The organism is Microbacterium flavum (assembly GCF_018717645.1).
GTDB classification, from domain to species: domain Bacteria; phylum Actinomycetota; class Actinomycetes; order Actinomycetales; family Microbacteriaceae; genus Microbacterium; species Microbacterium flavum.
This window is the reverse complement of the sequence record NZ_JAFLHG010000004.1, coordinates 255506-278992: the sequence shown is the minus strand read 5'-3', so window position 1 is coordinate 278992 and position 23487 is coordinate 255506. Positions and strand designations below refer to the sequence as shown.

The 23487-nt window shown below is 72.6% G+C and carries 20 protein-coding genes; 17 read left to right on the top strand and 3 right to left on the bottom strand.

What is annotated here, in order from left to right; translation table 11 throughout:
- Positions 1-697, top strand: a 697-nt coding sequence (locus tag J0P97_RS06295) for a nuclease-related domain-containing protein (protein ID WP_215486912.1), incomplete at its 5' end; no start/stop codon positions are given.
- 24 nt (positions 698-721) lie between these two features.
- Here the strand turns inward: J0P97_RS06295 and J0P97_RS06290 are convergent.
- Together J0P97_RS06290 and J0P97_RS06285 are read right to left on the bottom strand one after the other, a co-directional pair.
- The gene (locus tag J0P97_RS06290) at positions 722-1378 is read right to left on the bottom strand and encodes a TetR/AcrR family transcriptional regulator (protein ID WP_215486911.1); all 657 of its coding nucleotides are present in this window, start codon (positions 1376-1378) and stop codon (positions 722-724) included.
- A 10-nt stretch (positions 1379-1388) separates the two neighbouring features.
- Positions 1389-2639: a sensor histidine kinase gene (locus J0P97_RS06285; RefSeq protein WP_246539907.1), complete on the bottom strand. Its 1251-nt coding sequence runs from the start codon at positions 2637-2639 to the stop codon at positions 1389-1391.
- Positions 2640-2713: 74 nt separating this feature from the next.
- On the opposite strand from J0P97_RS06285, the gene J0P97_RS06280 reads away from it, so the two are divergent.
- The 16 genes from J0P97_RS06280 to treZ all read left to right on the top strand — a co-directional run bounded on the left by J0P97_RS06280 (position 2714) and on the right by treZ (position 22644).
- Complete coding sequence (locus tag J0P97_RS06280) at positions 2714-3253, top strand: YaeQ family protein (RefSeq protein WP_215486909.1); 540 nt, start codon at positions 2714-2716, stop codon at positions 3251-3253.
- 146 nt (positions 3254-3399) lie between these two features.
- The gene (locus tag J0P97_RS06275) at positions 3400-4950 is read left to right on the top strand and encodes an APC family permease (RefSeq protein WP_215486908.1); all 1551 of its coding nucleotides are present in this window, start codon (positions 3400-3402) and stop codon (positions 4948-4950) included.
- A gap of 48 nt (positions 4951-4998) precedes the next feature.
- A complete protein-coding gene (locus J0P97_RS06270) occupies positions 4999-5757 on the top strand; it encodes an SDR family oxidoreductase (protein ID WP_215486907.1) in 759 nt (252 codons plus the stop codon).
- Between the two features lie 10 nt (positions 5758-5767).
- A complete protein-coding gene (locus J0P97_RS06265) occupies positions 5768-6967 on the top strand; it encodes a cation:proton antiporter (protein ID WP_215486906.1) in 1200 nt (399 codons plus the stop codon).
- Positions 6968-6969: 2 nt separating this feature from the next.
- Entirely contained in the window at positions 6970-7446 is a 477-nt protein-coding gene (locus J0P97_RS06260; protein ID WP_215486905.1) for a glutaminase, read from the top strand.
- Positions 7447-7580: 134 nt separating this feature from the next.
- Complete coding sequence (glgX, locus tag J0P97_RS06255; protein WP_215486904.1) at positions 7581-9791, top strand: glycogen debranching protein GlgX; 2211 nt, start codon at positions 7581-7583, stop codon at positions 9789-9791.
- Positions 9791-12208: a malto-oligosyltrehalose synthase gene (gene treY, locus J0P97_RS06250; RefSeq protein ID WP_246539849.1), complete on the top strand. Its 2418-nt coding sequence runs from the start codon at positions 9791-9793 to the stop codon at positions 12206-12208. The genes glgX and treY overlap by 1 nt, the downstream gene beginning before the upstream one ends.
- A gap of 169 nt (positions 12209-12377) precedes the next feature.
- A complete protein-coding gene (locus J0P97_RS06245) occupies positions 12378-14030 on the top strand; it encodes a TIGR04028 family ABC transporter substrate-binding protein (RefSeq protein ID WP_215486903.1) in 1653 nt (550 codons plus the stop codon).
- A 34-nt stretch (positions 14031-14064) separates the two neighbouring features.
- Positions 14065-15153, top strand: a complete 1089-nt coding sequence (locus J0P97_RS06240; protein WP_215486902.1) for an ABC transporter permease — start codon at positions 14065-14067, stop codon at positions 15151-15153.
- Positions 15150-16046: an ABC transporter permease gene (locus tag J0P97_RS06235; protein WP_215486901.1), complete on the top strand. Its 897-nt coding sequence runs from the start codon at positions 15150-15152 to the stop codon at positions 16044-16046. Before J0P97_RS06240 ends, J0P97_RS06235 begins: the two co-directional genes overlap by 4 nt.
- The gene (locus tag J0P97_RS06230; RefSeq protein ID WP_215486900.1) at positions 16043-17761 is read left to right on the top strand and encodes a dipeptide ABC transporter ATP-binding protein; all 1719 of its coding nucleotides are present in this window, start codon (positions 16043-16045) and stop codon (positions 17759-17761) included. Before J0P97_RS06235 ends, J0P97_RS06230 begins: the two co-directional genes overlap by 4 nt.
- Positions 17758-18864, top strand: a complete 1107-nt coding sequence (locus J0P97_RS06225; protein WP_215486899.1) for a putative FMN-dependent luciferase-like monooxygenase — start codon at positions 17758-17760, stop codon at positions 18862-18864. The genes J0P97_RS06230 and J0P97_RS06225 overlap by 4 nt, the downstream gene beginning before the upstream one ends.
- A complete protein-coding gene (locus tag J0P97_RS06220) occupies positions 18861-19517 on the top strand; it encodes a CMD domain protein (protein WP_215486898.1) in 657 nt (218 codons plus the stop codon). The genes J0P97_RS06225 and J0P97_RS06220 overlap by 4 nt, the downstream gene beginning before the upstream one ends.
- A 1-nt stretch (position 19518) precedes the next feature.
- Positions 19519-20142, top strand: coding sequence for an alkylhydroperoxidase domain protein (locus J0P97_RS06215; protein WP_215486897.1), 624 nt, complete (start codon positions 19519-19521; stop codon positions 20140-20142).
- Positions 20139-20786, top strand: coding sequence for a VOC family protein (locus tag J0P97_RS06210; RefSeq protein WP_215486896.1), 648 nt, complete (start codon positions 20139-20141; stop codon positions 20784-20786). Before J0P97_RS06215 ends, J0P97_RS06210 begins: the two co-directional genes overlap by 4 nt.
- Before the next feature lie 85 nt (positions 20787-20871).
- Positions 20872-22644, top strand: a complete 1773-nt coding sequence (treZ, locus tag J0P97_RS06205; protein ID WP_215486895.1) for a malto-oligosyltrehalose trehalohydrolase — start codon at positions 20872-20874, stop codon at positions 22642-22644.
- A 57-nt stretch (positions 22645-22701) separates the two neighbouring features.
- On the opposite strand, the gene J0P97_RS06200 is transcribed toward treZ, so the two are convergent.
- Positions 22702-23427, bottom strand: coding sequence for a glutamine amidotransferase-related protein (locus J0P97_RS06200; protein WP_215486894.1), 726 nt, complete (start codon positions 23425-23427; stop codon positions 22702-22704).
- Positions 23428-23487: the final 60 nt, after the last annotated feature.

Here is a 23487-nt window from a genome sequence, read left to right as displayed (position 1 = left end):
CGGCGACGGCGGGTCGTCGGGGTGGCGGCCCCCGCGCGCGGCGCACGACACCCGACCGCGCGCGCGGTCGTTCGGGCAGCCGGGCGGCCGGCGCCGCGAGAGCTACCTGACGCTCATGCGCGAGTGGGCCGGCCGCGGCGCCGACCTTCCCGACCCGTACGATCCGGCGCTCGTCCGGACCGCCCCGCGAGAGCTGCGACGCCTGCTCGCGGACGCGCTCGCCGAGGAGGCGACCGCCCGAGCCGTGGGCGATCTCGGCATGGGGTACACGGTGTGGCACGATGTCGCCGCCGACCCGCGCGACCCCGACCACAAGCTCGATCACGTCATCCTCGGGCCGAGCGGCCTGTACGCCGTCCTCAGCGAGGACGTCGGCGGGCCGATCCGCCTCCGTCGGGGCGAGCTCATCGGGGACGGGGTCGTCGGCGCCCCGATCGCCGACACCGTCGCCGGGGCGCGGGCGCTCGGCCGCGCGGCGCGCGTGCGGTTCAGCGGCGTGATCATCGTGCTGCCCGACGACGACGTCGCGCAGGCGATCGAGGAGGTCGGCAAAGTGCGCGGACTCCTCGTCGCCGTGGTCGCGCGCTCAGCGCTGCAGACGGTGCTCCGACGCGGACTCACCGGTGCACGCGACATCGGCGGCAACGAGCTTTTCGACATCCGCACGCGCCTGCAGCAGGTCGTGCGCTTCGCCTGACCGGATGGTCCGCGGATCGGTCTCTCAGATCGGCGGGGCGAGCAGACGGTCCAGCAGCGCGAGTGCCGCCTCGTGGTCGACGGCGGCGTCGAGCAGCCACTGCGACTGCAGGCCGTCGGATGCCGCGATGACGAGCGCGGCCGCCAGCTGCGGATCGACGTCGCGGCGGATCCGTCCCGCGGCCTGCAGATCGGTCACCTGACGGGCGAGCTCGACACGCAGCGCGGCGAATCGGTCCGTGACGAAGGCGTGCGCGGCCGGGTGGTCGCCGTCGAGGGCCGAGACGACGAGCGTCGAGTACAGCTCGACCATCCCGGGGATGGCGCGGTTGCGCGCGGCGGCGCTCCGCATCGACTCCGCGGGGGTCTGCGGGAGGTCCGCGCGCGCGGCATCCGGCGCCGCGTCCGCCCCCTCGCCGCGCCGCGCGGCCTCGCGATAGACCGCGACGAGGAGCTCGTCGAGCGAGCCGAAGTAGTGGGTGAGCGCCGCGTGGGTGACCCCGACCTCCTGCGCGATCGCGCGGAGGCTCGTGCGGCTGCCGCCGCGCTGCGCGAAGACCTCGATCGCGCGGTCGAGGATCTCCTGCCGACGCGCCACGCCCTTCGCGTAGCTGCCCCGCGAGCGCGAGGCCGTGCGATCGGCGGGAGAGGCCGGATCGGCGGGATCGGCGGGCCCGGTCATGCGGTCCACCCTAACCGCGGATCGCCGACCGGGGACCCTGCTCGAGGAGTGCGGCGGGCAGGGGCCGCGCCGCACTCGCCGCGCGGAGCGGGAGGTCCACGCGCACGCGAGCGCCTCCGGCGGGGGCGCTCTCGACGAGGATCCGCCCGCCGTGCGCCTCGACGATCATCCGGCAGGTCGCGAGGCCGATCCCGAGCCCGGGCACGGCTCCCGCGTTCCCGCGCTCCATCAGCTCGAATACGCGATCACGCAGCTCCGCGGGGATGCCGGGGCCGTTGTCGTCGACGGTCAGGCTCCAGACGGGGCGGTCGACGTCGCGTCGGGCCCGGATCTGCACGAGCGGGCGTACGGCGCCGGGCGCGGTGCCCGCGGAGAACTTCACGGCGTTCGACACGAGGTTCTGCACGAGCATCCGCAGGAGCGCTCGGTCGCCGACCACGGTGCCGTCTGCGGCATCCACCTCCACCGTCGCGTCGGTGGAGCCGATGACCGTGTGCAGGTCCGCGATGACCTCGGCGATGAGCCCGGCGACGGGGATCTCAGTGAGCGCCGGTTGCTCGCCGCCCAGACGCGCGTAGGAGAGGAGCCCGGTGATCATCTCGTCCATCCGCGTCGCGGCGGCGTCGGCGCGGCCGATCGCGCGCGAGGCCTGCGCGAGGGCGCCGGCATCGAGGCCCTCCGCCGCGAGGTCGAGCTGACCGACGATCGCGGCCAGCGGGTTGCGGAGATCGTGGCTCACCCGGCCCGCGAACTGCGCGAGCTGCCGATTCGACCGAGCGAGCTCCAGGGTCGCGCGACGCAGCTCCAGCACCTCGACCGCCTGGCGGGCGAGGAGGTCGAGAGCGGCGCTCTGCTCCGGCGTGAGAGTGCCCGCGTCCTCGGCGAAGACGCAGAGGGTCCCGATCGAGACCCCGTCGGGGGTGACGAGGGGGCTGGACGCGTAGAAGCGGATGCGGCCGAGCTCGCCGGTCACGAACGGGTTCTGCGCGAAGCGGGCGTCGGTGCGCGCATCGCCGACGAGCACGTGCCGGGCATCCTGCAGCACGACGGCGCACATCGAGTCCTCGCGGCGGCAGATCTCCGCGGCGACGCCGACCGCCGCCACTTGATGCTGACGGGTGTCGTCGATGATGTTCACGACGGCCGTGGGGACGGCGCACAGCGTCGCGGCCAGACGCGCGAGCCCCTCGAGGTTCGGCTCCGCCGGCGCGCCCAGGATGCGGTAGCGCGCGATCGCATCGACCCGCGCGCTGTCGTCCATCGTGCTCACCGCTGATCCTCCCACGCAGAACCACGATAGTCGGGCGGCGTCCGCTCCGGCCCTAGGCTCGGACCATGGCGATCGGCGTGGTGATGCATACCTTCGACGTCCAGCTGGCGGACCTGGACCGGGGCGTCTACGAGGATCTGACGCTGCGGCTGGGCCAGCACCCCTCCGAGACGACGGCATTCCTCGTGATGCGGCTTCTCGCCTACTGCCTCGAGTACGAGGAGGGCATCGCCTTCAGCGAAGGGATCTCGGCGACGAACGAGCCGGCGGTGATGGTCCGCGACGCCACGGGCCGCGAGACCGCCTGGATCGAGGTCGGGGCTCCGGATGCCGAGCGCCTGCACCACGGGAGCCGGCTCGCCGGTCGTGCGGCGGTGTACACGCACCGTGACCCGGCGAAGGTGCTCCCGCTGTGGGCGGGGAAGAAGATCCACCGCGCCGAGGACATCGTCCTCACGAGCTTCGACCCCGGTTTCGTCGACGCCGTGGCCGCGTCGGTCGAGCGCCGGAACACGCTCACGCTCTCCGTGACGGAGGGGGAGCTCTACCTCGACGTGAACGGCACGTCGCTGAGCTCGGCCGTCCACCGCGTCGGCATCCTCTGAGCCCGGCCGGCGGGGACGGCCGTCTGCCACGGCTGTACGCGGCGTCCATGGCGTGAATGAGATTCGCCGCCGCGGCCAGCGCTCCTGCCCGCCGCGTCCCGCTACTGTGCAGGGCAACCCGACAGCCCGGCCCGGAGGTCCACGTGATGAGCGATTTCGGCAGCACCACCCCCATCCATCTGGAACGCTCCGACGGGAAGGGGCTCGCGGCCGGCACTCTCGGCCTCTGGGGATCGACCGTCATCGGCCTGGCATCCACCGCGCCGGTCTACTCGCTGGTGGCCACGCTCGGGTTCGTCGTGCTCGCCGTCGGCGGCCAGGCTCCGATCGCCTTCATCATCGCGTTCGTCCCGATGCTCTTCATCGCGTTCGCGTATCGCGAGCTCAACAACGAGATCCCCGACTGCGGCACGACGTTCACCTGGGGCACGAAGGCGTTCGGACCGTGGGTCGGCTGGATGGGCGGCTGGGGCGTCGCGGTCGCGGGGATGGTCGTCCTCGCCAACCTCGCCCAGGTCGCCTCGATCTACTTCTGGGACCTCTTCGGCCTCGACCTCGCGAACAACGACTGGCGCATCATCCTCGTCGCCGTGCTCTTCATCGCGGCGATGACCTGGGTGAGCTGGCGCGGCGTCGAGATCGGCGAGCGGATCCAGAACGTCCTGCTCGCCGTCCAGTACATCGCGCTCGCGATCTTCGTCGTCGCGGCGCTCTGGCAGTTCTTCGCGGGCACGGCGCCGAACCCGACCCCGTTCGACTGGGAGTGGTTCAACCCCTTCGCCTTCACCGACTTCCACGGGTTCACCGAGGCGATCCTGCTGGCACTGTTCATCTACTGGGGCTGGGACACGTGCCTCGCCCTCAACGAGGAGACCAAGGACCCGAAGCGCATCCCCGGCCGGGCGGCGCTGCTGACCACGGTCATCCTGCTGCTCACCTACGTCTCCGTCACGATCGCCGCGATGATGTACGCCGGGCTGGGTGAGGACGGGACGGGCCTGGGCAACGAGGCCAACGCGGACGACTTCTTCCTCGCGATCAAGGACGGGCTGCTCGGGCCGTGGGGGTGGCTGCTCGTGGTGGCCGTGCTCATCTCGGCGGTCTCCTCGACGCAGACGACGATCCTGCCGACCGCGCGCGGGACGCTCGCGATGGGCGTCTACCGGGCGCTTCCGGCCCGGTTCAAGACGGTGCACCCCGTTTACAAGACGCCGTCGTTCTCCACGATCGTCGGCGGGATCGTGGCGATCTGCTACTACGTCGGGATGACGCTCGTCAGCGACAACATCCTGCAGGATTCGATCCTCTCCCTCGGGCTCGCGATCGCGTTCTACTATGCGATCACCGGATACGCCTGCGTCTGGTACTACCGCCGCGACCTCGCCCGTTCGGCGCGGGACCTGTGGTTCAAGGGGATCTTCCCGCTGCTGGGCGCTCTCATGCTGACGTTCGCCTTCGTCCAGTCCGCGATCGACATGTACGACGTCGACTACGGCAACACGGTGCTCCTGGGCGTCGGGGGGACGTTCGTCGTCGGCATCGGCGCGCTGCTGGTCGGCGTGGTGCTGATGTTCATCTGGTACGCCTTCCCGCGGTCGAAGCCCTTCTTCGCCGGTCGCAGCCTCAACCGCGCGACGCCCGTCATGGTGCCCGACGAGCCCGGCGACTTCGTGCGCTCGATCGACGGCGGGGTCTGAAGGAGCGCGGACCGCGCCGATCGGGAGGCGGGTGCGAGGATGGGTGCCATGACCCTCACCCACGTCGTCACCGGAGCCGGCTCGGGCATCGGGCGGATCGTCGCCGGGCGCCTCCACGCTCGCGGCGACCGGCTCGTCCTCATCGCGCGGAGCGAGGCGCGAGCGGGTCAGCTGCGGGAGGACTTCACGGGAGCGGCGACGATCGTCGCGGACCTCGCCGACCCGGCATCCCTCGGCGCCGCGCTCGCCGCGGCGGGTGCGGCCGCCGGTGAGGGCGTTCGGCTCCCGGAGGAGATCGACACGCTCATCCACGCGGCGGGTGTCGTCGAACTCGGCGCGGTCGGCGACCTGCCGGTCACGGCATGGCAGGCACAGCTCGCCGTGAACCTCGTGGCGCCGGCCGAGCTCACGCGGGCGCTCCTGCCGCGCATCCGCGCGGCGCGGGGGCAGGTGGTCTTCGTCAACTCGGGCGCGGGGCTCACCGCGCACCCCGCCTGGGCCGCGTACGCGGCATCCAAGCACGGCCTCAAGGCGCTCGCCGATGCGCTCCGCGGTGAGGAGGCGCCCCACGGCGTCCGTGTCACGTCGGTCTACCCCGGTCGCACCGCGACGCCGATGCAGGTCGAGGTCCACGCGCAGGAGGGCGCCGAGTACGACCCCGCCCGGTTCATCGACCCGGAGTCGGTCGCCACGGCGATCCTCACCGCGATCGACCTCCCGCGCGACGCCGTGATCAGTGATCTGACGGTGCGGCCCGGCCCGCGTCCTCCGAGCGCGCGTCCCTCACGGCCGCAGCCCGGGGAGTGAGGGGTCAGCCGTGGACGACCTCGACAGCGCCATCGTGCTGATCCCGCTCCTCGCGGTGCTGGCGCCTCTCGCCGCCCGCGCCATCGGACCGTGGCTGCGCGTGCCGATCGTGGTGTTCGAGCTGGTCCTCGGCATCCTGGTGGGGCCGAGCGTGCTCGGGTGGACCGGACCGAGCCATATCGTCGGGCTGCTGTCCGAGTTCGGCCTCGCGATGCTGTTCTTCGTCGCCGGCACGGAGATCGAGTTCGCCGCGCTCCGCGGGCGCACGGGCAGGCGTGCGATCGGAGGGTGGTTCATCTCGATCGCTCTCGGCGTCGCCGTCGGCATGCTCGTCGCGCCGGGTCTCGGCGCGATCGTGATCGGCATCGCCCTGGCCTCCACGGCCCTCGGCACGCTGCTGCCGATCCTGCGCGATGCCGGCGAGCTGCGCACCCCGTTCGGCAGCGCTGTCGGCGCCGTGGGCGCCGTGGGCGAGTTCGGCCCGCTGATCGCGATCTCGATCCTGCTCGGCAGCCACCGGCCGGGAGTGGCGACCGTCGTCCTCGCGGGCTTCATCCTGATCGCGGCCGGAGCGATCTGGTACGCCATGAAGGTGCCGCAGGGTGCGCTGCACCGCTTCGTGAACGCCACGCTGCACACCTCGGGACAGTTCGCCGTGCGTGTGGTGATGCTGATCCTGACCGGCCTCGTCGCGCTCAGTATCGCACTGCAGCTCGACATGCTGCTCGGCGCCTTCGCGGCGGGCGTCCTCTGGCGTCTGCTGATGCGGGACGCGGACCCCGCCGATCGCGAGGCCGTCGAGAGCAAGGTCGAGGCGCTCGCCTTCGGATTCCTGGTTCCGCTGTTCTTCATCTACACCGGCGTGACCTTCGACCTGGCGGCGCTGCTCGATGACCCTCGGCTGCTCGCGATGGTGCCCCTCGCGCTGCTCGTGATGCTGATCGTGCGCGGACTGCCCTCGATGCTCGCGGCGCCCGAGCGCGCGAGCCGGCGGACCAAGGCGGCTGTCACGCTGCTCGGGGCGACCGGGCTGCCGATCATCGTCGCGGTCACCGCCATCGGCGTCGACGCAGGACTCATCTCGAGCGGGTTCCGGTCGGTGCTCGTCGGCGCCGGCATGCTGTCGGTGCTGCTGTTCCCGCTGATCGGGATGTCCCTGCGCGGCGACCGGGTCGCCCGACCCGCCGAGCCGGCGCACGATCGCGCGTGAGGATGGATGCCTCGACGGCGGTGCACGCGCTGTTCGACGATGCGCGCCGCCGCCTCGCCGGTTCGCCCCGCGAACGCCGGGGCGACTGGGCGGCGGCGCGGAAGCTCCTCGGCTTCGGGCGGGCGCCGCGGATCGTCCCGCTGGACGCGGTATGGCACGTGGGGGTGCTCCTCATCGCGGATGACGCGGTGTATGCGACCGGCGAGGTGCTGCGCGCCCGCACCGACGCGGTGCGCGGCTACACGGCGCAGGCCCAGCGGGAGCGGTCCGAACGCGCCGCAGCGGCCGCACGCGGGGGCTTCACCGACGGCGAGGTCGTGCACCTGGGCGCCGCCCCGCTCGACCTCGACGCCCTGGCGGCAGGAGTGGAGCAGGGCCCGCTCTCGATGCGGGGCGGCATCCCGAGCGTGCGCTGGAGCCCCACGGGACGTCCCCGCCCTCTCGCGGACTACCTGGACGAGCAGCTCTCCCTGCGCTGACCCCTGCCGGGCGTGGGGAGCCTTAGTCGCTGGGGGGCGATCCGTCCAGGGGTCGCCGGCGATATCTCCCAGACACGCGCAGAGCCTAGGCTGAGGGGCGCCCGACACGCGTCGGGCCGACAGGGGAGACGCACATGCAGGTTTGGCCGGGATCCGCTTATCCGCTCGGGGCGACCTTCGACGGGAGCGGCACGAACTTCGCCCTCTTCAGCGACGGCGCCGAGAGGGTGGAGCTGTGCCTGTTCGGCGACCGCGGCAAGGAGACCCGCGTTCCGCTCCGCGATGTCGACGCGCACGTCTGGCACGCCTACCTCCCGACCGTGCAGCCGGGCACCCGCTACGGCTACCGCGTATACGGCCCGAACGACCCCGCGAACGGACAGCGCTACAACCCGAGCAAGCTGCTGCTCGACCCGTACGCGAAGGCCGTCGACGGGCAGATCGACTGGAACCAGTCCGTGTTCGGCTACCAGTTCGGCGACCCCGACTCCCGCAACGACGACGATTCCGCCGCGTCGATGATGAAGGGTGTCGTCATCAACCCCTTCTTCGACTGGGCGGGCGACCGGCAGCCGAAGACCCCGTATGCCGAGTCGGTCATCTACGAGGCGCACGTGAAGGGCCTGACCGAGCGGCATCCCGACATCCCGGAGGAGATCCGCGGGACGTACAGCGCGATCGGGCACCCCGTCATCGTCGAGCACCTCAAGCGCATCGGCGTCACGGCGATCGAGCTGATGCCCGTGCACCAGTTCGTCAACGACTCGACGCTGCAGGAGAAGGGCCTGTCCAACTACTGGGGCTACAACACGATCGCCTTCCTCGCGCCGCAGAACACGTACTCCTCCGCCGGCCAGCGCGGCCAGCAGGTGCAGGAGTTCAAGGGCATGGTGCGCTCGCTCCACGCCGCCGGCATCGAGGTCATCCTCGACGTGGTCTACAACCACACCGCCGAGGGCAACCACATGGGCCCCACGTTGTCGATGCGCGGCATCGACAACGAGGCCTACTACCGTCTCGAAGACAGCGACAAGCGCTACTACACGGACTACACCGGCACCGGCAACAGCATGAACGTCGGCAACCCGCACACGCTGCAGCTCATCATGGACTCGCTGCGCTACTGGGTGCTCGAGATGCACGTCGACGGCTTCCGCTTCGACCTCGCCGCGACGCTCGCGCGCGAGTTCTACGAAGTCGACCGCCTCGCCGCCTTCTTCGAGATCATCCAGCAGGATCCGGTGATCTCGCAGGTCAAGCTCATCGCCGAGCCCTGGGACATCGGCCCCGGCGGCTACCAGGTGGGCAACTTCCCGCCGCAGTGGACGGAGTGGAACGGCAAGTACCGCGACACGACGCGCGACTTCTGGCGCGGTGAGCCGTCGACCCTCGGCGAGTTCGCCTCGCGACTGACGGGCTCCGCTGACCTGTACGAGCACGACGGGCGCCGCCCCGTGGCATCCATCAACTTCGTCACCGCGCACGACGGGTTCACCCTCCGCGACCTCGTCTCGTACAACGAGAAGCACAACGAGGCCAACGGCGAGGACAACAACGACGGCGAATCGCACAACCGCTCGTGGAACTGCGGGGTCGAGGGCCCGACCGACGACCAGGCGATCCTGACGCTGCGCGGCCGCCAGCAGCGCAACTTCCTCGCGACGCTGCTGATCAGCCAGGGCGTGCCGATGATCTCGCACGGCGACGAGCTCGGGCGCACCCAGGAGGGCAACAACAACGGGTACGCGCAGGACAACGAGATCACGTGGATCGACTGGGAGCACATCGACCAGCCGCTCATCGAGTTCACCGCGGCGCTGACCCGTCTGCGACGCGAGCACCCGACCTTCCGGCGCAGCCGGTTCTTCAACGGCCGTCCCGTGCGCAGGGAAGCGGGGGCGCCCGTCCCGGACATCGCCTGGCTGCGGCCCGACGGCACCGAGATGCAGCCGGATGACTGGGACTCGGGCTTCGGGCGCGCGGTCGGCGTGTTCCTCAACGGCGACGGCATCCGCGAGCGCGATCGGCGCGGCCAGGAGATCCACGACAAGCACTTCTTCGTGCTCTTCAACGCCGGCGACGACGACGTGGAGTTCACGATCCCGAAGGCGGAGTTCAGCCCCGCCTGGGAGGTCCTCGTCGACACCGCCGGCCAGCGCACCGACGAGGAGCCCTTGCGCGGGGGAGATGCCGTCGCCGTCTCCGCGCGGTCGCTGATGCTGCTCTGCCAGCACGAGGCCGACCAGCCGGAGGTCGATCACTCGGTCGCCGCCTCGCTCGCCGCACTGACGACGCCGATCGACATCGTCCCCTCGCCCGCGCCGCAGTCGGAGCTGCGCCACTGATGGCCGGGATGCGCGCGGACGGCTCGCGGCGGGGCGCGCCGCGCTCGACCTACCGGCTGCAGACGCGCGCATCCTTCGACCTGGATGCCGCGGCGGAGGTCGCGCCGTACCTGCACGCCCTCGGGGTGGACTGGGCTTACCTCTCGCCGATCCTGCAGGCGGCCGCGGGGTCGGAGCACGGCTACGACGTCGTCGATCCGACGCGGGTCGACCAGGAGCGCGGCGGCAAGGCGGGCCTGGACCGGTTCGTCGCGGCCGCGCGGGCGGCGAAGCTCGGCATCCTCGTCGACATCGTCCCGAACCATCAGGGCGTCGCCGACCCGTCGGAGAACCCGTGGTGGTGGGACGTGCTGGCCGCCGGGCGCGCGTCGCGGTACGCGAGCGCCTTCGACATCGATTGGGAGGTCGGCGGGGGACGCGTGCGTCTGCCCGTGCTCGGCGGCGAGCTCGACGAGGTCCTCGGGCGCGGCGAGATCGAGGTCTCCCCGCCTCGGGCCGGAGAAGAGGGCGTCGGCGAGGGCGGCTCCGGGACGGCGCGCTACTTCGACCTCGTCCTGCCGCTCGCGGCCGGCACGGCGCCCCTGCACGCGACGACGGACCCCACCGCGGTGCGCGACGTGCTCGCGCGTCAGCACTGGGAGCTCGGGTTCTGGCGTCGCGACGCCGACCTCCTGAACTACCGGCGCTTCTTCACCGTCACCTCGCTCGCCGGGGTCCGGGTGGAGGACCCCGAGGTCTTCGCGTGGTCGCACGCCGAGGTGGCGCGCTGGTTCCGCGAGGGACTCGTCGACGGCCTGCGCATCGACCACCCCGACGGGCTCGCCGACCCCGGCGGCTACCTCGACGTGCTCGCGGAGACCACGGGCGGCGCGTACACCCTCGTGGAGAAGATCCTCGAGCCGGGCGAGGCGCTCCCCGGCTGGTGGCGGACCGACGGCACGACCGGGTACGACGCGCTCGGCGAGATCGACCGGGTGCTCACCGACCCCGGGGGCGAGGCGCCTCTGAACGACCTCGACCGCGCGCTCCGGGGCGCCCCGGCCGACGCGGCATCCCTCATCGCCACGGCCAAGCGGGAGGTCGCCGACACCTCCCAAGCGGCGGAGGTCGGCCGGATGATGCGCGTCCTGCCCGCGGCGGATCGCGCGGACCTTCCCGAGGATGCCACGCTGCGCGATGCCCTCGCCGAGCTCCTGACCTGGTTCCCCGTCTACCGCTCGTATCTGCCGGCGGGCACCGATCACATGGACCACGCGGTCCGAGCGGCCTCCGCCGCCCGCCCGGATCTCGCGGAGACCATCGCCGCGCTCGGCCGCCTCGCGGCGGAGGCGGGCACGGAGTTCTCACGCCGGTTCATGCAGACGACGGGGCCGGTGATGGCCAAGGGCGTCGAGGACCGCGCGTTCTACCGCTACCCGCGCCTCACGTCGCTGAACGAGGTCGGCGGCGACCTGGCCGCCTTCGCGCTGACGCCCGACGGATTCCACGAGGCGCTCGCGCGTCGCGAGGCATCCTGGCCCCAGGCGATGACGACGCTGACGACGCACGACACGAAGCGCTCCGAGGATGTCCGCGCCCGGCTCGCCGTCCTCGCCGAGACCCCCGACCGGTGGCGCGCGACCCTCGACGAGCTCCGCGGAGTCGCGTCGACGGGGGACGGCCCGCTCGACGACCTGCTGTGGCAAGCGGTCGTCGGGGCATGGTCCGACGACCCCGCTCTGCGCGAGCGGCTGCACGCGTACGCCGAGAAGGCGGCGCGCGAAGGCGGCGTCGGAACGAGCTGGGAGGACCCCGATGGGGCGTTCGAGGAGCGCATCCACGCGCTCGTCGACGCGGCCTTCGGTCCGGCGCGGCCGGTCGTCGAGGGGTATGTCGCCGAGATCGTCGCGCCCGGACGGGTGAACTCGCTGTCGGCGAAGCTGCTCCAGCTCCTCGGCCCCGGCACCCCCGACGTCTACCAGGGCACGGAGCTGTGGGACCTGTCGCTGGTCGACCCCGACAACCGCCGCCCGGTCGACTACGCGGCCCGGCGCGCGCTCCTCTCCCGACTCGACGGGGGATGGATGCCGCAGGTCGATGACAGCGGCGCGGCGAAGCTCCTCCTCGTCTCGCGCGCGCTGCGCGTGCGGCGGGACCGCCCCGAGCTCCTCACGAGGTACACGCCGCTCGAGACCGTCGGCGCGGCGTCCGCTCACGCCCTCGCGTTCGACCGCGGCGGCGCGATCGCCGTCGCGACGCGCCTTCCGGTCGGCCTGGCCGCACACGGAGGGTGGGGGGATGCCGCGGTGCTCCTGCCCCGACGCGTCGGCGGCGCCTGGCGCGATGAGCTGACGGGCCGCACCGTGACCGGCGGCGCGACCCTCCTCGCCGAGCTTCTGGCGCAGTACCCCGTCGCGATCCTGACGCCCCAGGGCTGACTCCTGGGCTGACTCCTGTGTGAGCCTTCGGGCTGACCCTGGGTGTGAGCCTTCGGGCTGCGCACGCCGGTTACGAAACGTGACCGCGGGTTCGCCCGGCGGAGCGGCCGCGTGATGTGGTGGATCTCCCGCACACCACGTCGCCTCCCGGCGCACACAGGAGACCACCATGTCCCGAATCACCCGCATCGCCGTCTCCGCGGCAGCCACCCTCGCCGCGGTCGTCCTTCTCGCCGGGTGCGCGTCCGGCGCCGCGACCCCGACCGTCTCCGAGGGAGGCGAGCCGAAGTCCGGCGGCACGCTCACCTATCTCGAACCGCAGACCTGGACGACGCTCTACCCGCCGTCCGCGGGCTTCTACCCCAACGGCGGCATCGTCAACAACGTCACCGACCGGCTGCTGTACCAGAACCCCGAGACCCTCGAGCTCGAGCCGTGGATCGCGACCGACTACACGGTGAACGCGGATGCGACCGAGTACACGTTCGACCTGCGCACGGATGTCACCTACTCCGACGGCACCCCGCTGACCGCGGCGAACGTCGTGAAGAACATCGACCTCTACGGCACGGGCGACTCGGGTCGCGCCCTCCCGATCTCCGAGGCGATCAACAACTACGACCACGGCGAGGTCACGGGCGATCACACGGTCGTGTTCCACTTCACTGCGCCCTCGCCCGGCTTCGCGCAGGCCGTCTCCACGATCAACTCCGGACTCCTCTCCGACGCCACCCTCGACCGCACCGGCGAGCAGTTCGGTCCGGGCAACGCGAAGGACATCATCGGCAGCGGCCCGTTCGTCATCTCCGGCGAGGAGATCGGCACCAAGACGAGCGTGACCGCGCGGGACGACTACAACTGGGCCCCGCCCTCGCTGAAGCACCAGGGCGCGGCGTACCTCGCCGGCGTCGACTACGTCCTCGCCGCCGAGAACAGCGTCCGTGTCGGCACGGTCGTCGCAGGCCAGGCGGACATCGCCCGCACCATCCCCGCACCCGATGAGGCGCAGTTCGCGGCGTCCGGGCTGTCCCTCCACGCCGCCGCCACCAACGGTGTGAACAACGGGCTGAGCTTCCGCTTCCGCGAGCCGCGCCTGGCCGACGTCAAGGTCCGCCAGGCGATCATCGCCGGCATCGACCGCCAGGAGATCGTCGACACCCTGTTCACGAAGAACTATCCGCTCGCCACCGGAGCCCTCGCCACGACCGCGCTCGGCTACGTCGACACCTCCTCGTACTACGCGTACGACCCCGAGAAGGCGGCGACCCTCCTCGATGAGGCCGGCTGGAAGAAGGGGGCCGACGGCATCCGCGAGAAGGATGGTGAGAAGCTGTCGCTCGCGTTCAACGAGGCGCTGCCGCAGCCGCGCTCGAAGGAGGTCGTGACCCTCATCCAGGAGCAGCTCGGGAAGCTCGGCATCCAGGTCTCGCTGTTCGCCGGCGACATGGCTGCGCAGACCAAGGCGTCCACGGATCAGAGCACGATCCAGGTGTACCACTCGATGGTCGGGCGCGCGGACTTCGACGTCCTGAAGTCGCAGTACTTCTCGAAGAACCGCAACACGCTGCTCAACCTCGACCCGGCCGACGGCTCCGTCGGCGACCCGCAGCTGGACGCCCTGCTGCAGGCCGTCGCCTCCGACCCGACGACGCCCGAACGCCAGGCGGCCTCCGAGGCGGCGCAGACCTACCTCGCCGAGAACGCCTACATCCTGCCGATCTTCGAAGAGCCGCAGGTCTTCGGGCTCACAGCGAAGGTCCAGGGCTTCGCGACCGAGTCGGTCGGCCGTCCGTCGTTCTACTCGACCTGGCTCGCGGGCTGAGCCGCCGCAGCCGGAAGCGGTTCACGGAGAATCCATGTCGTACGTCCTTCGTCGTGTGGGCCAGGCGGTGCTCGTCCTCGCTCTGGCCTACACGGCGGCCTACCTCCTGCTGGCCGCCCTCCCGGGCGACGCCGTCATCGCGCGCTACGGGAGCCCCGAGCTCGGCCTCACACCCGAGCAGATCGAGGCGATCCGCCAGTCGCTCGGCGCCGATCAGCCGCTCGTCGTGCAGTACGTCCGCTCGATCGCGGGCTTCCTCACCGGCGACTTCGGCTACTCGGTGGCCAGCGGCGCGGCCGTGTCGGATCTCATCGCCACGGCGCTGCCGCCCACGCTGACCCTCGCTGCGCTGGGGCTCGCGCTGGCCGTCGTCCTCGCGGTGACGATCGCCTTCACGGCCACCTACGGGGCCGGGCGTGCTCTGCGCCGGGCCTTCCGTGGCATCCCGCCGCTGTTCGTCTCCCTGCCGGTCTTCTGGATCGGCATCATCCTCATCCAGGTCTTCTCGTTCCGCCTGGGGCTCGTGCCGGTGATCGGCGCGAACCCGGTGCAGGCGCTCATCCTCCCCGTCATCACCCTGGCGATCCCGATCGCCGCCCCGCTGTCGCAGGTGCTGATGCGCTCGATCGACGAGGTGCGCGAGCAGCCGTTCGTCACCGTGGTCCGCGCGCGCGGCGCGAGCACGTCGTGGCTGCTCTGGCGCAACGTCGCCCGCAACGCCCTGCTTCCCACGCTCACGATGGCGGGCCTGCTGTTCGGCGAGCTCGTCGGCGGCGCAGTCGTGACCGAGACCGTGTTCGCCCGCGCCGGGCTCGGGCAGCTCACGGCGCAGGCCGTCGCGAACCGTGATACGCCCGTCCTCCTCGCCGTCGTCGTGATCTCCACGCTGGCCTTCGTCGTCATCAACCTGGTCGTGGACCTGCTGTACCCCGTGCTCGACGCGCGACTGCGGGTATCGGGTCGCTCCCGCGGCGGCCCCGCGGAGCGGACGGCGGCTGCCGCGGGTCGGCCGGCGGATGCCGCGGAGCGCGCCGCCGACGAGCTCATCGATGCCGAGGTCGGCGCCCGCATCGGCGCCGCGCCCGCGGCATCCTCCGCGAGACCCGAAGGGAGCGAGCGATGACCGCCCTCGCCACGACGGCCGGCCTGGACGGCCGGCCCGGGGCACCCGGATCGCCCGGCACGGACCCGGCATCCGATCGCCGCCTCCGCCGGGGGGCGCTCCTCGCGCGTGCCGGCTTCCTCGTCCCCGCGCTCGTCATCGCGGTCGCGCTCCTGTGGGCGCTCTTCCCGGGCCTGTTCACGGGGCAGAGCCCGACCGAGACCGTCGCCCCGGCGCTCCAGGCGCCGAGCGCCGAGCACTGGTTCGGCACGGATGCCACCGGCCGCGACCTCTACGCCCGCGTCGTCTACGGGGCCTCGCAGTCGATCGTCGGCGCGCTGGTCGCCGTGCTCGTGGGCCTTGTCGTCGGGACGGCCATCGGACTGGCTGCCGGCTCGCTCGGGGGCGCCGTCGACGAGGTCCTCATGCGCGTCGTGGATGTGCTCCTCGCGATCCCCGCACTGCTGCTCTCGCTGAGCGTCGTGATCCTCCTCGGCTTCGGCACGACGAGCGCCGCGATCGCGGTCGGTGTCACCTCGATCGCCGTCTTCGCCCGACTCGCCCGCTCGCGCGTCGTGAGCGTGCGCGTCACCGACTTCGTCGAGGCGGCCTACGGCTCCGGCGGCACCTTCTTCGGCGTGCTGTGGCGGCACATCCTGCCCAATTCGCTCACCCCCGTGATCGCGCTCGCCGCGCTGCAGTTCGGCTCGGCGATCCTGCAGATCTCGACCCTCGGCTTCCTCGGCTACGGCGCGCCGCCGCCGACGCCCGAGTGGGGTCTGCTCATCGCCGAGGGCCGCAACTACGTCGCCACCGCGTGGTGGCTCACGGTGCTGCCCGGCCTCATCGTCGTGTTCGTCGTGCTGGCCACGAATCGCCTCAGCCAGGCACTCCGAGGAGGGGATGCCGCATGAGCGCGCAGCCGCTGCTGTCCATCCGCGACCTGCAGGTGCAGTACCGCACCCGCCACGGTCTGGTCGACGCCGTGCGGGGCGTCTCGTTCGACGTCGAGCCCGGGGCGGTGACGGCCCTCGTCGGCGAGTCGGGGTCGGGCAAGACGACGGTCGCGCAGTCGGTCATCGGCCTCCTCGCCGCGAACGGTCGCGTCGCCGGCGGCAGCATCCGCCTGTCCGAGCGCACCGACGGGCCGACCGAGCTCGTCGGGCTGTCCGAGCGCCGGTGGCGGCACCTGCGCGGCCGCTGCATCGCACTGATCCCGCAGGACCCCGGCAACTCGCTCAACCCCGTCGCGACGATCGGCTGGAGCGTCGGCGAGGCCCTCCGCATCCACGGCTGGCGGGACCGCGCCAAGATCCACGCACGGGTCATCGACCTGCTCGAGCGCGTCGGCATCGACGACCCCGAGGCGCGGGCGCGGCAGTACCCGCACGAGCTCTCCGGCGGGATGCGCCAGCGCGTCCTCATCGCCGCCGCGCTCGCGCTCCAGCCCGAACTGGTCATCGCGGACGAACCGACGAGCGCCCTCGATGTCACCGTGCAGCGGACCGTGCTCGACCTCCTCGACGAGCTGCGGGCCGAGACAGGCACCGGCATCCTGTTCATCACGCACGACCTCGCCGTCGCGGCCGACCGCTCCGACGCGCTCGTCGTCATGCGCGGCGGTCAGGTGCAGGAGGCGGGCCGCACCGCCGAGGTCCTGGCGGCCCCCTCGTCGCCCTACACGCGCACCCTCCTCGCCGATGCGCCCTCGCTCGCGCGCGTCGTGGACCGCCGCGCGCCGGACACGGCGGCGACGGATGCCGAGGCAGGCGCCCCCGCGCGCGACGCGCTCGTCGAGGTCGCCGGCCTCACCCAGGAGTTCCGGCGCGCGGGCCGGCCGCCGCTCGTCGCGGTCGACGACGTGTCGTTCCGCGTCGCGCGCGGCACGACGCACGCGCTCGTCGGCGAGTCGGGGTCGGGCAAGACGACGACGGGGCGCTCGATCGCCGGATTCAACACCCCGACGCAGGGCACGATCCGCGTGGGCGCCACCGAGGTCACCTCGCTCGCGGGCGGGCGGGCGCGGCGTGCGTTCCACCGCACGACGCAGCTCGTGTACCAGAATCCGTACGCCTCGCTCGACCCGCGCCAGAGCATCGCCGACATCCTCAGCGAGCCGCTGCGCAACTTCGGCATCGGCACCCGCGCCGATCGGATCGAGCGCGTCGCGCACCACCTCGAGCTCGTCGCGCTCGCGCCCGAGATCGCGGCGCGGCATCCGCGGGAACTCTCCGGCGGGCAGCGCCAGCGCGTCGCGATCGCCCGCGCTCTGATCGTCGAGCCCGAGCTCGTCGTGCTCGACGAGGCCGTATCCGCGCTGGATGTCACGGTGCAGGCGCAGATCCTGCGGCTGCTCGCGCGGCTGCAGAGCGAGCTCGGACTCACCTACGTGTTCATCTCGCACGACCTCGCCGTCGTCCGACAGATCGCCGACACCGTCTCGGTGCTGCGCCGCGGCCGTCAGGTCGAGCACGGCTCCGCGGCGAGCGTCTTCGACGACCCGCAGCACGAGTACACGCGCGAGCTGCTCGCCGCGATCCCGGGCGCCTCGCTGCGCACCGACCCCGAGGCCGTCGCGACCGCCGCCTCCCCGGCATCCGTCCCCTCCCAGGAAGAGGTATCCGCATGAGCGGCCCCCGTCTCGGCTTCTTCAGCCGCCTGCTCGAAGAGGCATCCGCCGCCGACCGCTACCGCTTCGCGGTCGAGCAGATCGTGCAGGCCGAGCAGAGCGGCTTCGCCTCGGCGTGGCTCGCCCAGCACCACTTCGGCGAGCACGAGGGCGGGCTGCCGTCGCCGTTCGTCCTCCTCGCTGCCGCGGCGCAGCGGACGAGTCGCATCGCCCTCGGGACCGGCGTCGTGACCCTTCCGCTCGACGATCCCCTGCGGGTCGCCGAGGATGCCGCGGTGCTCGACCAGCTGAGCGGAGGGCGCGTGCAGCTGGGCCTCGCCACGGGCGGCACCCCGTCGTCGTTCGCGGCGTTCGGGCGCGACTCCGACCGTCGCCGCGAGATCTTCGCCGAGTACGTCGAGGTCCTCCTCGATGCGCTGGAGGGCCGCGGCGTCCGCGGCACCGCCTCGCGCATCTACCCCGCCGCAGGCGATCTGGCGCCGCGCATCTGGCAGGCGACGTTCTCCGTCGACGGCGGACGCCGGGCGGGCGAACGCGGTGACGGCCTCATGCTCTCGCGCACGCAGCCGCGTACGCCCGAGGCGCCGGACGCCCCCCTGCACGAGCTGCAGCTGCCGATCATCGACGCGTATCGTGCCGCGCTGCCGGAGGGCGCCCCCGTGCGCGTGCTCGCCTCCCGGACGGCCCTCGTCGTCGACCCCGAGGACCGGACGCGCGCGCTCGAGCTGGCGGGAGACGGCCTGCGCCACCTCGCGCGGACGATGTTCGGCATCGACACCGACGGCGTCTCGCTGGACGAGCTCGTCCGCATCACCGACACCCACGTGGGCACCGTCGACGAGGTCGTCGCCTCGCTGTCGGCCGACCGCACCCTCCCCGCCGCGAGTGACGTGTCGTTCCAGGTGCATTCGATCGCCGCGACCCACGAGCTGACCCTCCGCTCCCTCCAGTTGCTCGCCGACGAGGTGGCGCCGCGGCTCGGTCTCGCCGTCGGGCCGGATGCCGCCGCGGACCTCCACCGCGCCCACCGCCCGCCCGCCCTCGCCGGCACCCTCGCGGGCGCCGCCCCGTCGCTCGCGACCCCTACGGAAGGACCCGCATGAGCACCCCCACCGCCGACATCATCGACCTGCTCGCCGGCATCGCGCCCGGCGATGCGCTCGCGGCCGTCCGCGACCAGCGGGCGCAGGCTCGTGAGAACGCCCAGCGCAGCTTCGAGGCCCTGCTGGAGCCGGCCGACCCCGGCAGCTTCCCGCTCGGCGAGAGGTACGCGGTCGCGCTGTTCGTCTCGTCGCTGCACGGCTTCGCCCAGGCGACCGCGTTCTACGGCGACCTCCTCGGCGATGAGGCGCCCGATCTCGCCGTCGTCGTGGCGGACGCCGCGACCCTCGCGGCGGCATCCGGACCCTTCGGGAGCTACCGCGAGCCGCGCCTGGAGGGCGAGTCCACCGACGGTCTGCGATGGAGCCCCGACGCGTCCACCGCGGACGCGCTCGGCACGCGCCTCGCCGCCGCGCTCGCGCACACCCATCTGCTCGTGTTCCGCCCTCGCGAGGCCCGTGCCGAGGCGCTTCGGGCGCTCGTGGATGCCGGGTGGAGCCCCGACGACATCGTGTCGCTGTCGCAGCTCGTCGCGTTCCTGACCTTCCAGCTGCGGGTCGCGTGGGGCCTGCGGGCGCTCGCCGCGGCATCCGAGCCCGCGTCCGCCGCGGCGGACGGAGCCACCGTGTCCACCACCGTCCCCGCGGGAGCCTAACATGACCGAGACCATCACGACGTACGCCGACCTCACGCGCCCCGAGGCGTTCACGCAGCACGGGCTCGGCTGGGTGCCGTGGCTGCTGCCGGTCGCCGAGGACGAGCTGACGGACGCGCAGCGCGATGCGCTCATCGAGCCGGCGCGCACGAAGATGCCGTACTTCCGCCTCCTCGCCCGCGACCCCGAGGCGCTGCACGCCCGTACGCTCACCGACCTCGACATCTTCTACAACGTCACGGGCGGCATCGGCCGGGCCGAGCGCGAGCTCGCCGCCGCCGCCACCTCGCGCCACAACGGATGCGTGTTCTGCGCGTCGGTGCATGCCGCGTCCGCCACCCGGGAATCGGGCCGCGAGGCCGATGTACAGCGCCTGCTCGACGACGGCGTGGACGCCGACCTCGGCGACGAGACGTGGAACGCGGTCGTCGCGGCATCCGTCGCCCTCGCCGACACTCCGCTGGCGTTCGGCGACGCCGACATCGCGCGTCTGCGCGGTGCGGGCCTCGGCGACGCCGAGATCGTCGACGTGATCGGCGGCGCCGCGTTCTTCAACTGGGCGAACCGGCTCATGCTCTCGCTCGGCGAGCCCGAGGTGCCGGCTCGGCAGCGGGGACGCGGATGAGCATCCCCGCCCTCCTCGACCACGTCGTCATCGCCGGCCCCGACCTCGCCGCCCTCGTCGACTGGTTCGCCGAGCGCACCGGCGTCGTGGCCGCACCCGGCGGCGCCCACCCGACCGGCACCGCGAACGCGCTCGTCGCGCTCACCGTCGACGGACGCCGCGGTCCGCACTACATCGAGCTGATCGGCCCGGACCCGGATCGCGCCGAGCCGGCGGTGCCCGCGACCTTCGGCATCCACGCGCTGACCGCGCCGCGCGTGCAGGCCTACGCCGTGCATCCGGCCGACATCGAGGCGACCGTCGCGACCGCGCGCGCCGGCGGCTACGATCCGGGGGACGTGAGCGACCTGTCGCGCCGGACGCCCGACGGCACGCTGCTGGAGTGGCGGCTCACCCGCGGCGAGGACCGCCGCATCGACGTTCCGTTCCTGATCGACTGGGGCACGACGCCGCAGCCGGGGCTCAGCGACATCCCCACCATCGAGCTCGTCTCGCTCGTGCGCACCGAGCCCGACCCCGCGCCGCTGCGGGAGATCCTCGCCGCCTTCGGTCTCGGCGGCGGGGTCGCGGAGGTCGTGGCGGGTGAGGAGCCGGGCTTCCGGCTCACGCTGCGCCGCGCGGGCGGCGATCTCGTCGAGCTGTGAGCGGAGTTCGTGGCGGAGGAGGATGCGGCGCCCGCGCGGCGTCAAGGGGTACGTCACGCCCTCCGGCGACCGGCAGGATGGTCGCATGACGATCGAGGTGTGGGCTCCCCGCGCGGAGCGGGTGCGGCTGCGGCGACCGGGGTACGACGACATCGACCTGATCGCGGGGGATGCCGGGTGGTGGGCCGCCGACGTCGCGCTGGCCGCCGGCGACGAGTACGGCTTCGTCCTCAGCGACGGCGACGGGGACGGCGATGCCGCCTCCGACGCGGTGCGACCCGACCCGCGCTCGCGCCGTCAGCCGCGCGGCGTGCACGACCTGTCGGCGTGGGACGACCCGGCATCCTTCCCCTGGACCGACGGCGCGTGGCCGGGCCGCGCGCTCGCAGGCGGCCTCATCTACGAGCTGCACATCGGGACGTTCACCCCCGAGGGCACCTTCGCCGCGGCGATCGACAAGCTCGCGTATCTCGTCGATCTCGGCGTCACGCACGTCGAGCTGCTGCCGGTGAACGGCTTCAACGGCACGCACAACTGGGGGTACGACGGCGTGCTCTGGTACACCGTCCAGGAGGAGTACGGCGGCCCCGAGGGCTACCGGCGGTTCGTGGATGCCGCGCACGCCGCGGGGCTCGCGGTCATCCAGGACGTCGTCTACAACCACCTCGGCCCGAGCGGCAACTACCTGCCCGAGTTCGGCCCGTACCTGCGCGACGGGCACGCCAACACCTGGGGATCGAGCATCGACCTCGACCAGCGCGCGGTGCGCGACCACATCGTCGGCAACGCGCTCATGTGGCTCCGCGACATGCACGTGGACGGCCTCCGGCTCGACGCCGTCCACGCCCTGCACGAGTCCGCCGAGAGCCCCGTGCACATCCTGGCGGAGCTCTCCGCGCGAGTCGACGCGCTCGCCGCGGAGCTCGGACGCCCGCTCACCCTCATCGCCGAGAGCGATCTGAACGACCCGATCATGATCACGGCTCGGGATGCCGGCGGCTACGGCATCCACGCGCAGTGGGTCGACGACTGGCATCACGCCGTCCATGTCGCTCTCACCGGCGAGACGGCGGGCTACTACGCCGACTTCGCCGATCCGGCGGCCCTTCCCAAGACCTGGCGGGGCGGCTTCTTCCACGACGGCACGTTCTCCTCGTTCCGGGGGCGCGACTGGGGGCGCCCGGTGTCGGCCGATACCCCCGCGTGGCAGTTCGTGGAGTTCGCGCAGGACCACGACCAGATCGGCAATCGTGCGGCGGGCGACCGACTCAGCCAGTCGCTGTCCGCCGACCGGCTGGCGGTCGCCGCCGTCCTGACGATGACCGCGCCCGGCACCCCCATGCTCTTCATGGGAGAGGAGTGGGGGGCGTCGACGCCGTGGCAGTTCTTCACCTCGCACCCGGAGCCGGAGCTCGCCGAGGCGGTCCGGGTGGGGCGCCGAGCCGAGTTCGCCGAGATGGGATGGGGTGAGTCGCTCGTCCCCGACCCGAACGACCCGGCGACGTTCGAGCGCTCGAAGCTCGACTGGTCGGAGGCCACGGAAGGAGCGCACGCCCGGCTCCTGGCGCTGTACCGCGATCTCGCGCGGCTGCGACGCGAGCGCCCCGCGCTCTCGGACTCCGACCGGTCGGGGCACGAGGCCGAGGCCGCGGGCGACAGCCGCTGGACCCTCCGCCGCGGCTCGGCGACCGTCTACGTCAACCTCTCTCCCGAGGAGTGGACGGTGACCCTGCCCGAGGGGCGGGAGGTGTGGCTGAGCACGGACGACCGGGGCGACGCGGCGGGCGCGGATGCCGAATCCTTCAGCCTCGCCGCGGACGCCGCCGTCGTCGTGGGGCCCCACGGCCCCCGCGGCTGACGCGCCGGTCCGCATCGACACCGCGGCGGCGTAGGCCTCGGCGGCCTCGACCTCCGGTCAGAATGCGTCGGCGAAGGCGCGGAGCAGTCGCGGCGGCTCGCTGAGCGGCGCGGCGAGCACCGCGGCGGAGATGCGGTCGTAGTCGTTCGCGGCGAAGTAGCCGTCGTCGCGGTAGACGGCCATCCGCTCGGTGAAGGCGCGGCCGGTCGGCTCCGGGTGGAACTGGGTCGCGTAGAGGCGGTCCCCGACGCGGTACGCCTGCACGGGGCATCCGTCGTTCTCGGCCAGCAGCACGGCGCCGGGGGGCAGCGCGGCCGTCCCCTCCTTGTGTGCGGTGAGGGCGGTGAAGCGGTCCGCCAGCGTCCCGAACAGCGGGTCGTGGCGACCGGCCTCCGTCACCGCGACGGGGGTCGGTCCGGTGTCCTCGGGGTACGCCCGGGAGACCTCGCCGCCGAGCGTGCGCGTCGCGATCCCGATGCCGTAGCACGTGAACAGCGCCGCGATCCGCCCGTCTGCCGACGCCTCGGCGAGGCGTGCGAGCGATGCCTCGAGCGCGCGCTGCGCGTCGGTCTTCGAGGCGGGCGGGTCGGTGACGTTGAACGGGCTCCCCCCGACGACGGCGCCGCGCCAGCGCGTCGCGAAGTCCGCCGGCAGGTCGTCGTGGACGAGGTCCCAGCGCTCGAGGCCCGCCTCGTCGAGGTGCATCGCCGTGCGGAACGACTCGTACTCGGCGGCCGCGGCCCCCGCCTGCGGGCGAGCGCACAGGTACACGAGCGCAGTCATGGCGACGAGTCTAAGGCGGCGGCCGAGCGGATTCCCCGCGCATGTATCAGAATCCCTTCC

Excerpts from the sequence above, each read along its gene's own strand:
- J0P97_RS06225 (WP_215486899.1), top strand. The coding sequence starts at position 17,758 with ATGAGCGGCCCCCGTCTCGGCTTCTTCAGCCGCCTGCTCGAAGAGGCA.
- J0P97_RS06200 (WP_215486894.1), bottom strand. The coding sequence starts at position 23,427 with ATGACTGCGCTCGTGTACCTGTGCGCTCGCCCGCAGGCGGGGGCCGCG.
- glgX (WP_215486904.1), top strand. The coding sequence starts at position 7,581 with ATGCAGGTTTGGCCGGGATCCGCTTATCCGCTCGGGGCGACCTTCGAC.
- J0P97_RS06290 (WP_215486911.1), bottom strand. The coding sequence starts at position 1,378 with ATGACCGGGCCCGCCGATCCCGCCGATCCGGCCTCTCCCGCCGATCGC.
- treY (WP_246539849.1), top strand. The coding sequence starts at position 9,791 with ATGGCCGGGATGCGCGCGGACGGCTCGCGGCGGGGCGCGCCGCGCTCG.
- J0P97_RS06235 (WP_215486901.1), top strand. The coding sequence starts at position 15,150 with ATGACCGCCCTCGCCACGACGGCCGGCCTGGACGGCCGGCCCGGGGCA.
- J0P97_RS06280 (WP_215486909.1), top strand. The coding sequence starts at position 2,714 with ATGGCGATCGGCGTGGTGATGCATACCTTCGACGTCCAGCTGGCGGAC.
- J0P97_RS06230 (WP_215486900.1), top strand. The coding sequence starts at position 16,043 with ATGAGCGCGCAGCCGCTGCTGTCCATCCGCGACCTGCAGGTGCAGTAC.
- J0P97_RS06285 (WP_246539907.1), bottom strand. The coding sequence starts at position 2,639 with ATGGACGACAGCGCGCGGGTCGATGCGATCGCGCGCTACCGCATCCTG.
- J0P97_RS06215 (WP_215486897.1), top strand. The coding sequence starts at position 19,519 with ATGACCGAGACCATCACGACGTACGCCGACCTCACGCGCCCCGAGGCG.
- J0P97_RS06245 (WP_215486903.1), top strand. The coding sequence starts at position 12,378 with ATGTCCCGAATCACCCGCATCGCCGTCTCCGCGGCAGCCACCCTCGCC.
- J0P97_RS06275 (WP_215486908.1), top strand. The coding sequence starts at position 3,400 with ATGAGCGATTTCGGCAGCACCACCCCCATCCATCTGGAACGCTCCGAC.
- J0P97_RS06270 (WP_215486907.1), top strand. The coding sequence starts at position 4,999 with ATGACCCTCACCCACGTCGTCACCGGAGCCGGCTCGGGCATCGGGCGG.
- treZ (WP_215486895.1), top strand. The coding sequence starts at position 20,872 with ATGACGATCGAGGTGTGGGCTCCCCGCGCGGAGCGGGTGCGGCTGCGG.
- J0P97_RS06220 (WP_215486898.1), top strand. The coding sequence starts at position 18,861 with ATGAGCACCCCCACCGCCGACATCATCGACCTGCTCGCCGGCATCGCG.
- J0P97_RS06260 (WP_215486905.1), top strand. The coding sequence starts at position 6,970 with ATGGATGCCTCGACGGCGGTGCACGCGCTGTTCGACGATGCGCGCCGC.
- J0P97_RS06210 (WP_215486896.1), top strand. The coding sequence starts at position 20,139 with ATGAGCATCCCCGCCCTCCTCGACCACGTCGTCATCGCCGGCCCCGAC.
- J0P97_RS06240 (WP_215486902.1), top strand. The coding sequence starts at position 14,065 with ATGTCGTACGTCCTTCGTCGTGTGGGCCAGGCGGTGCTCGTCCTCGCT.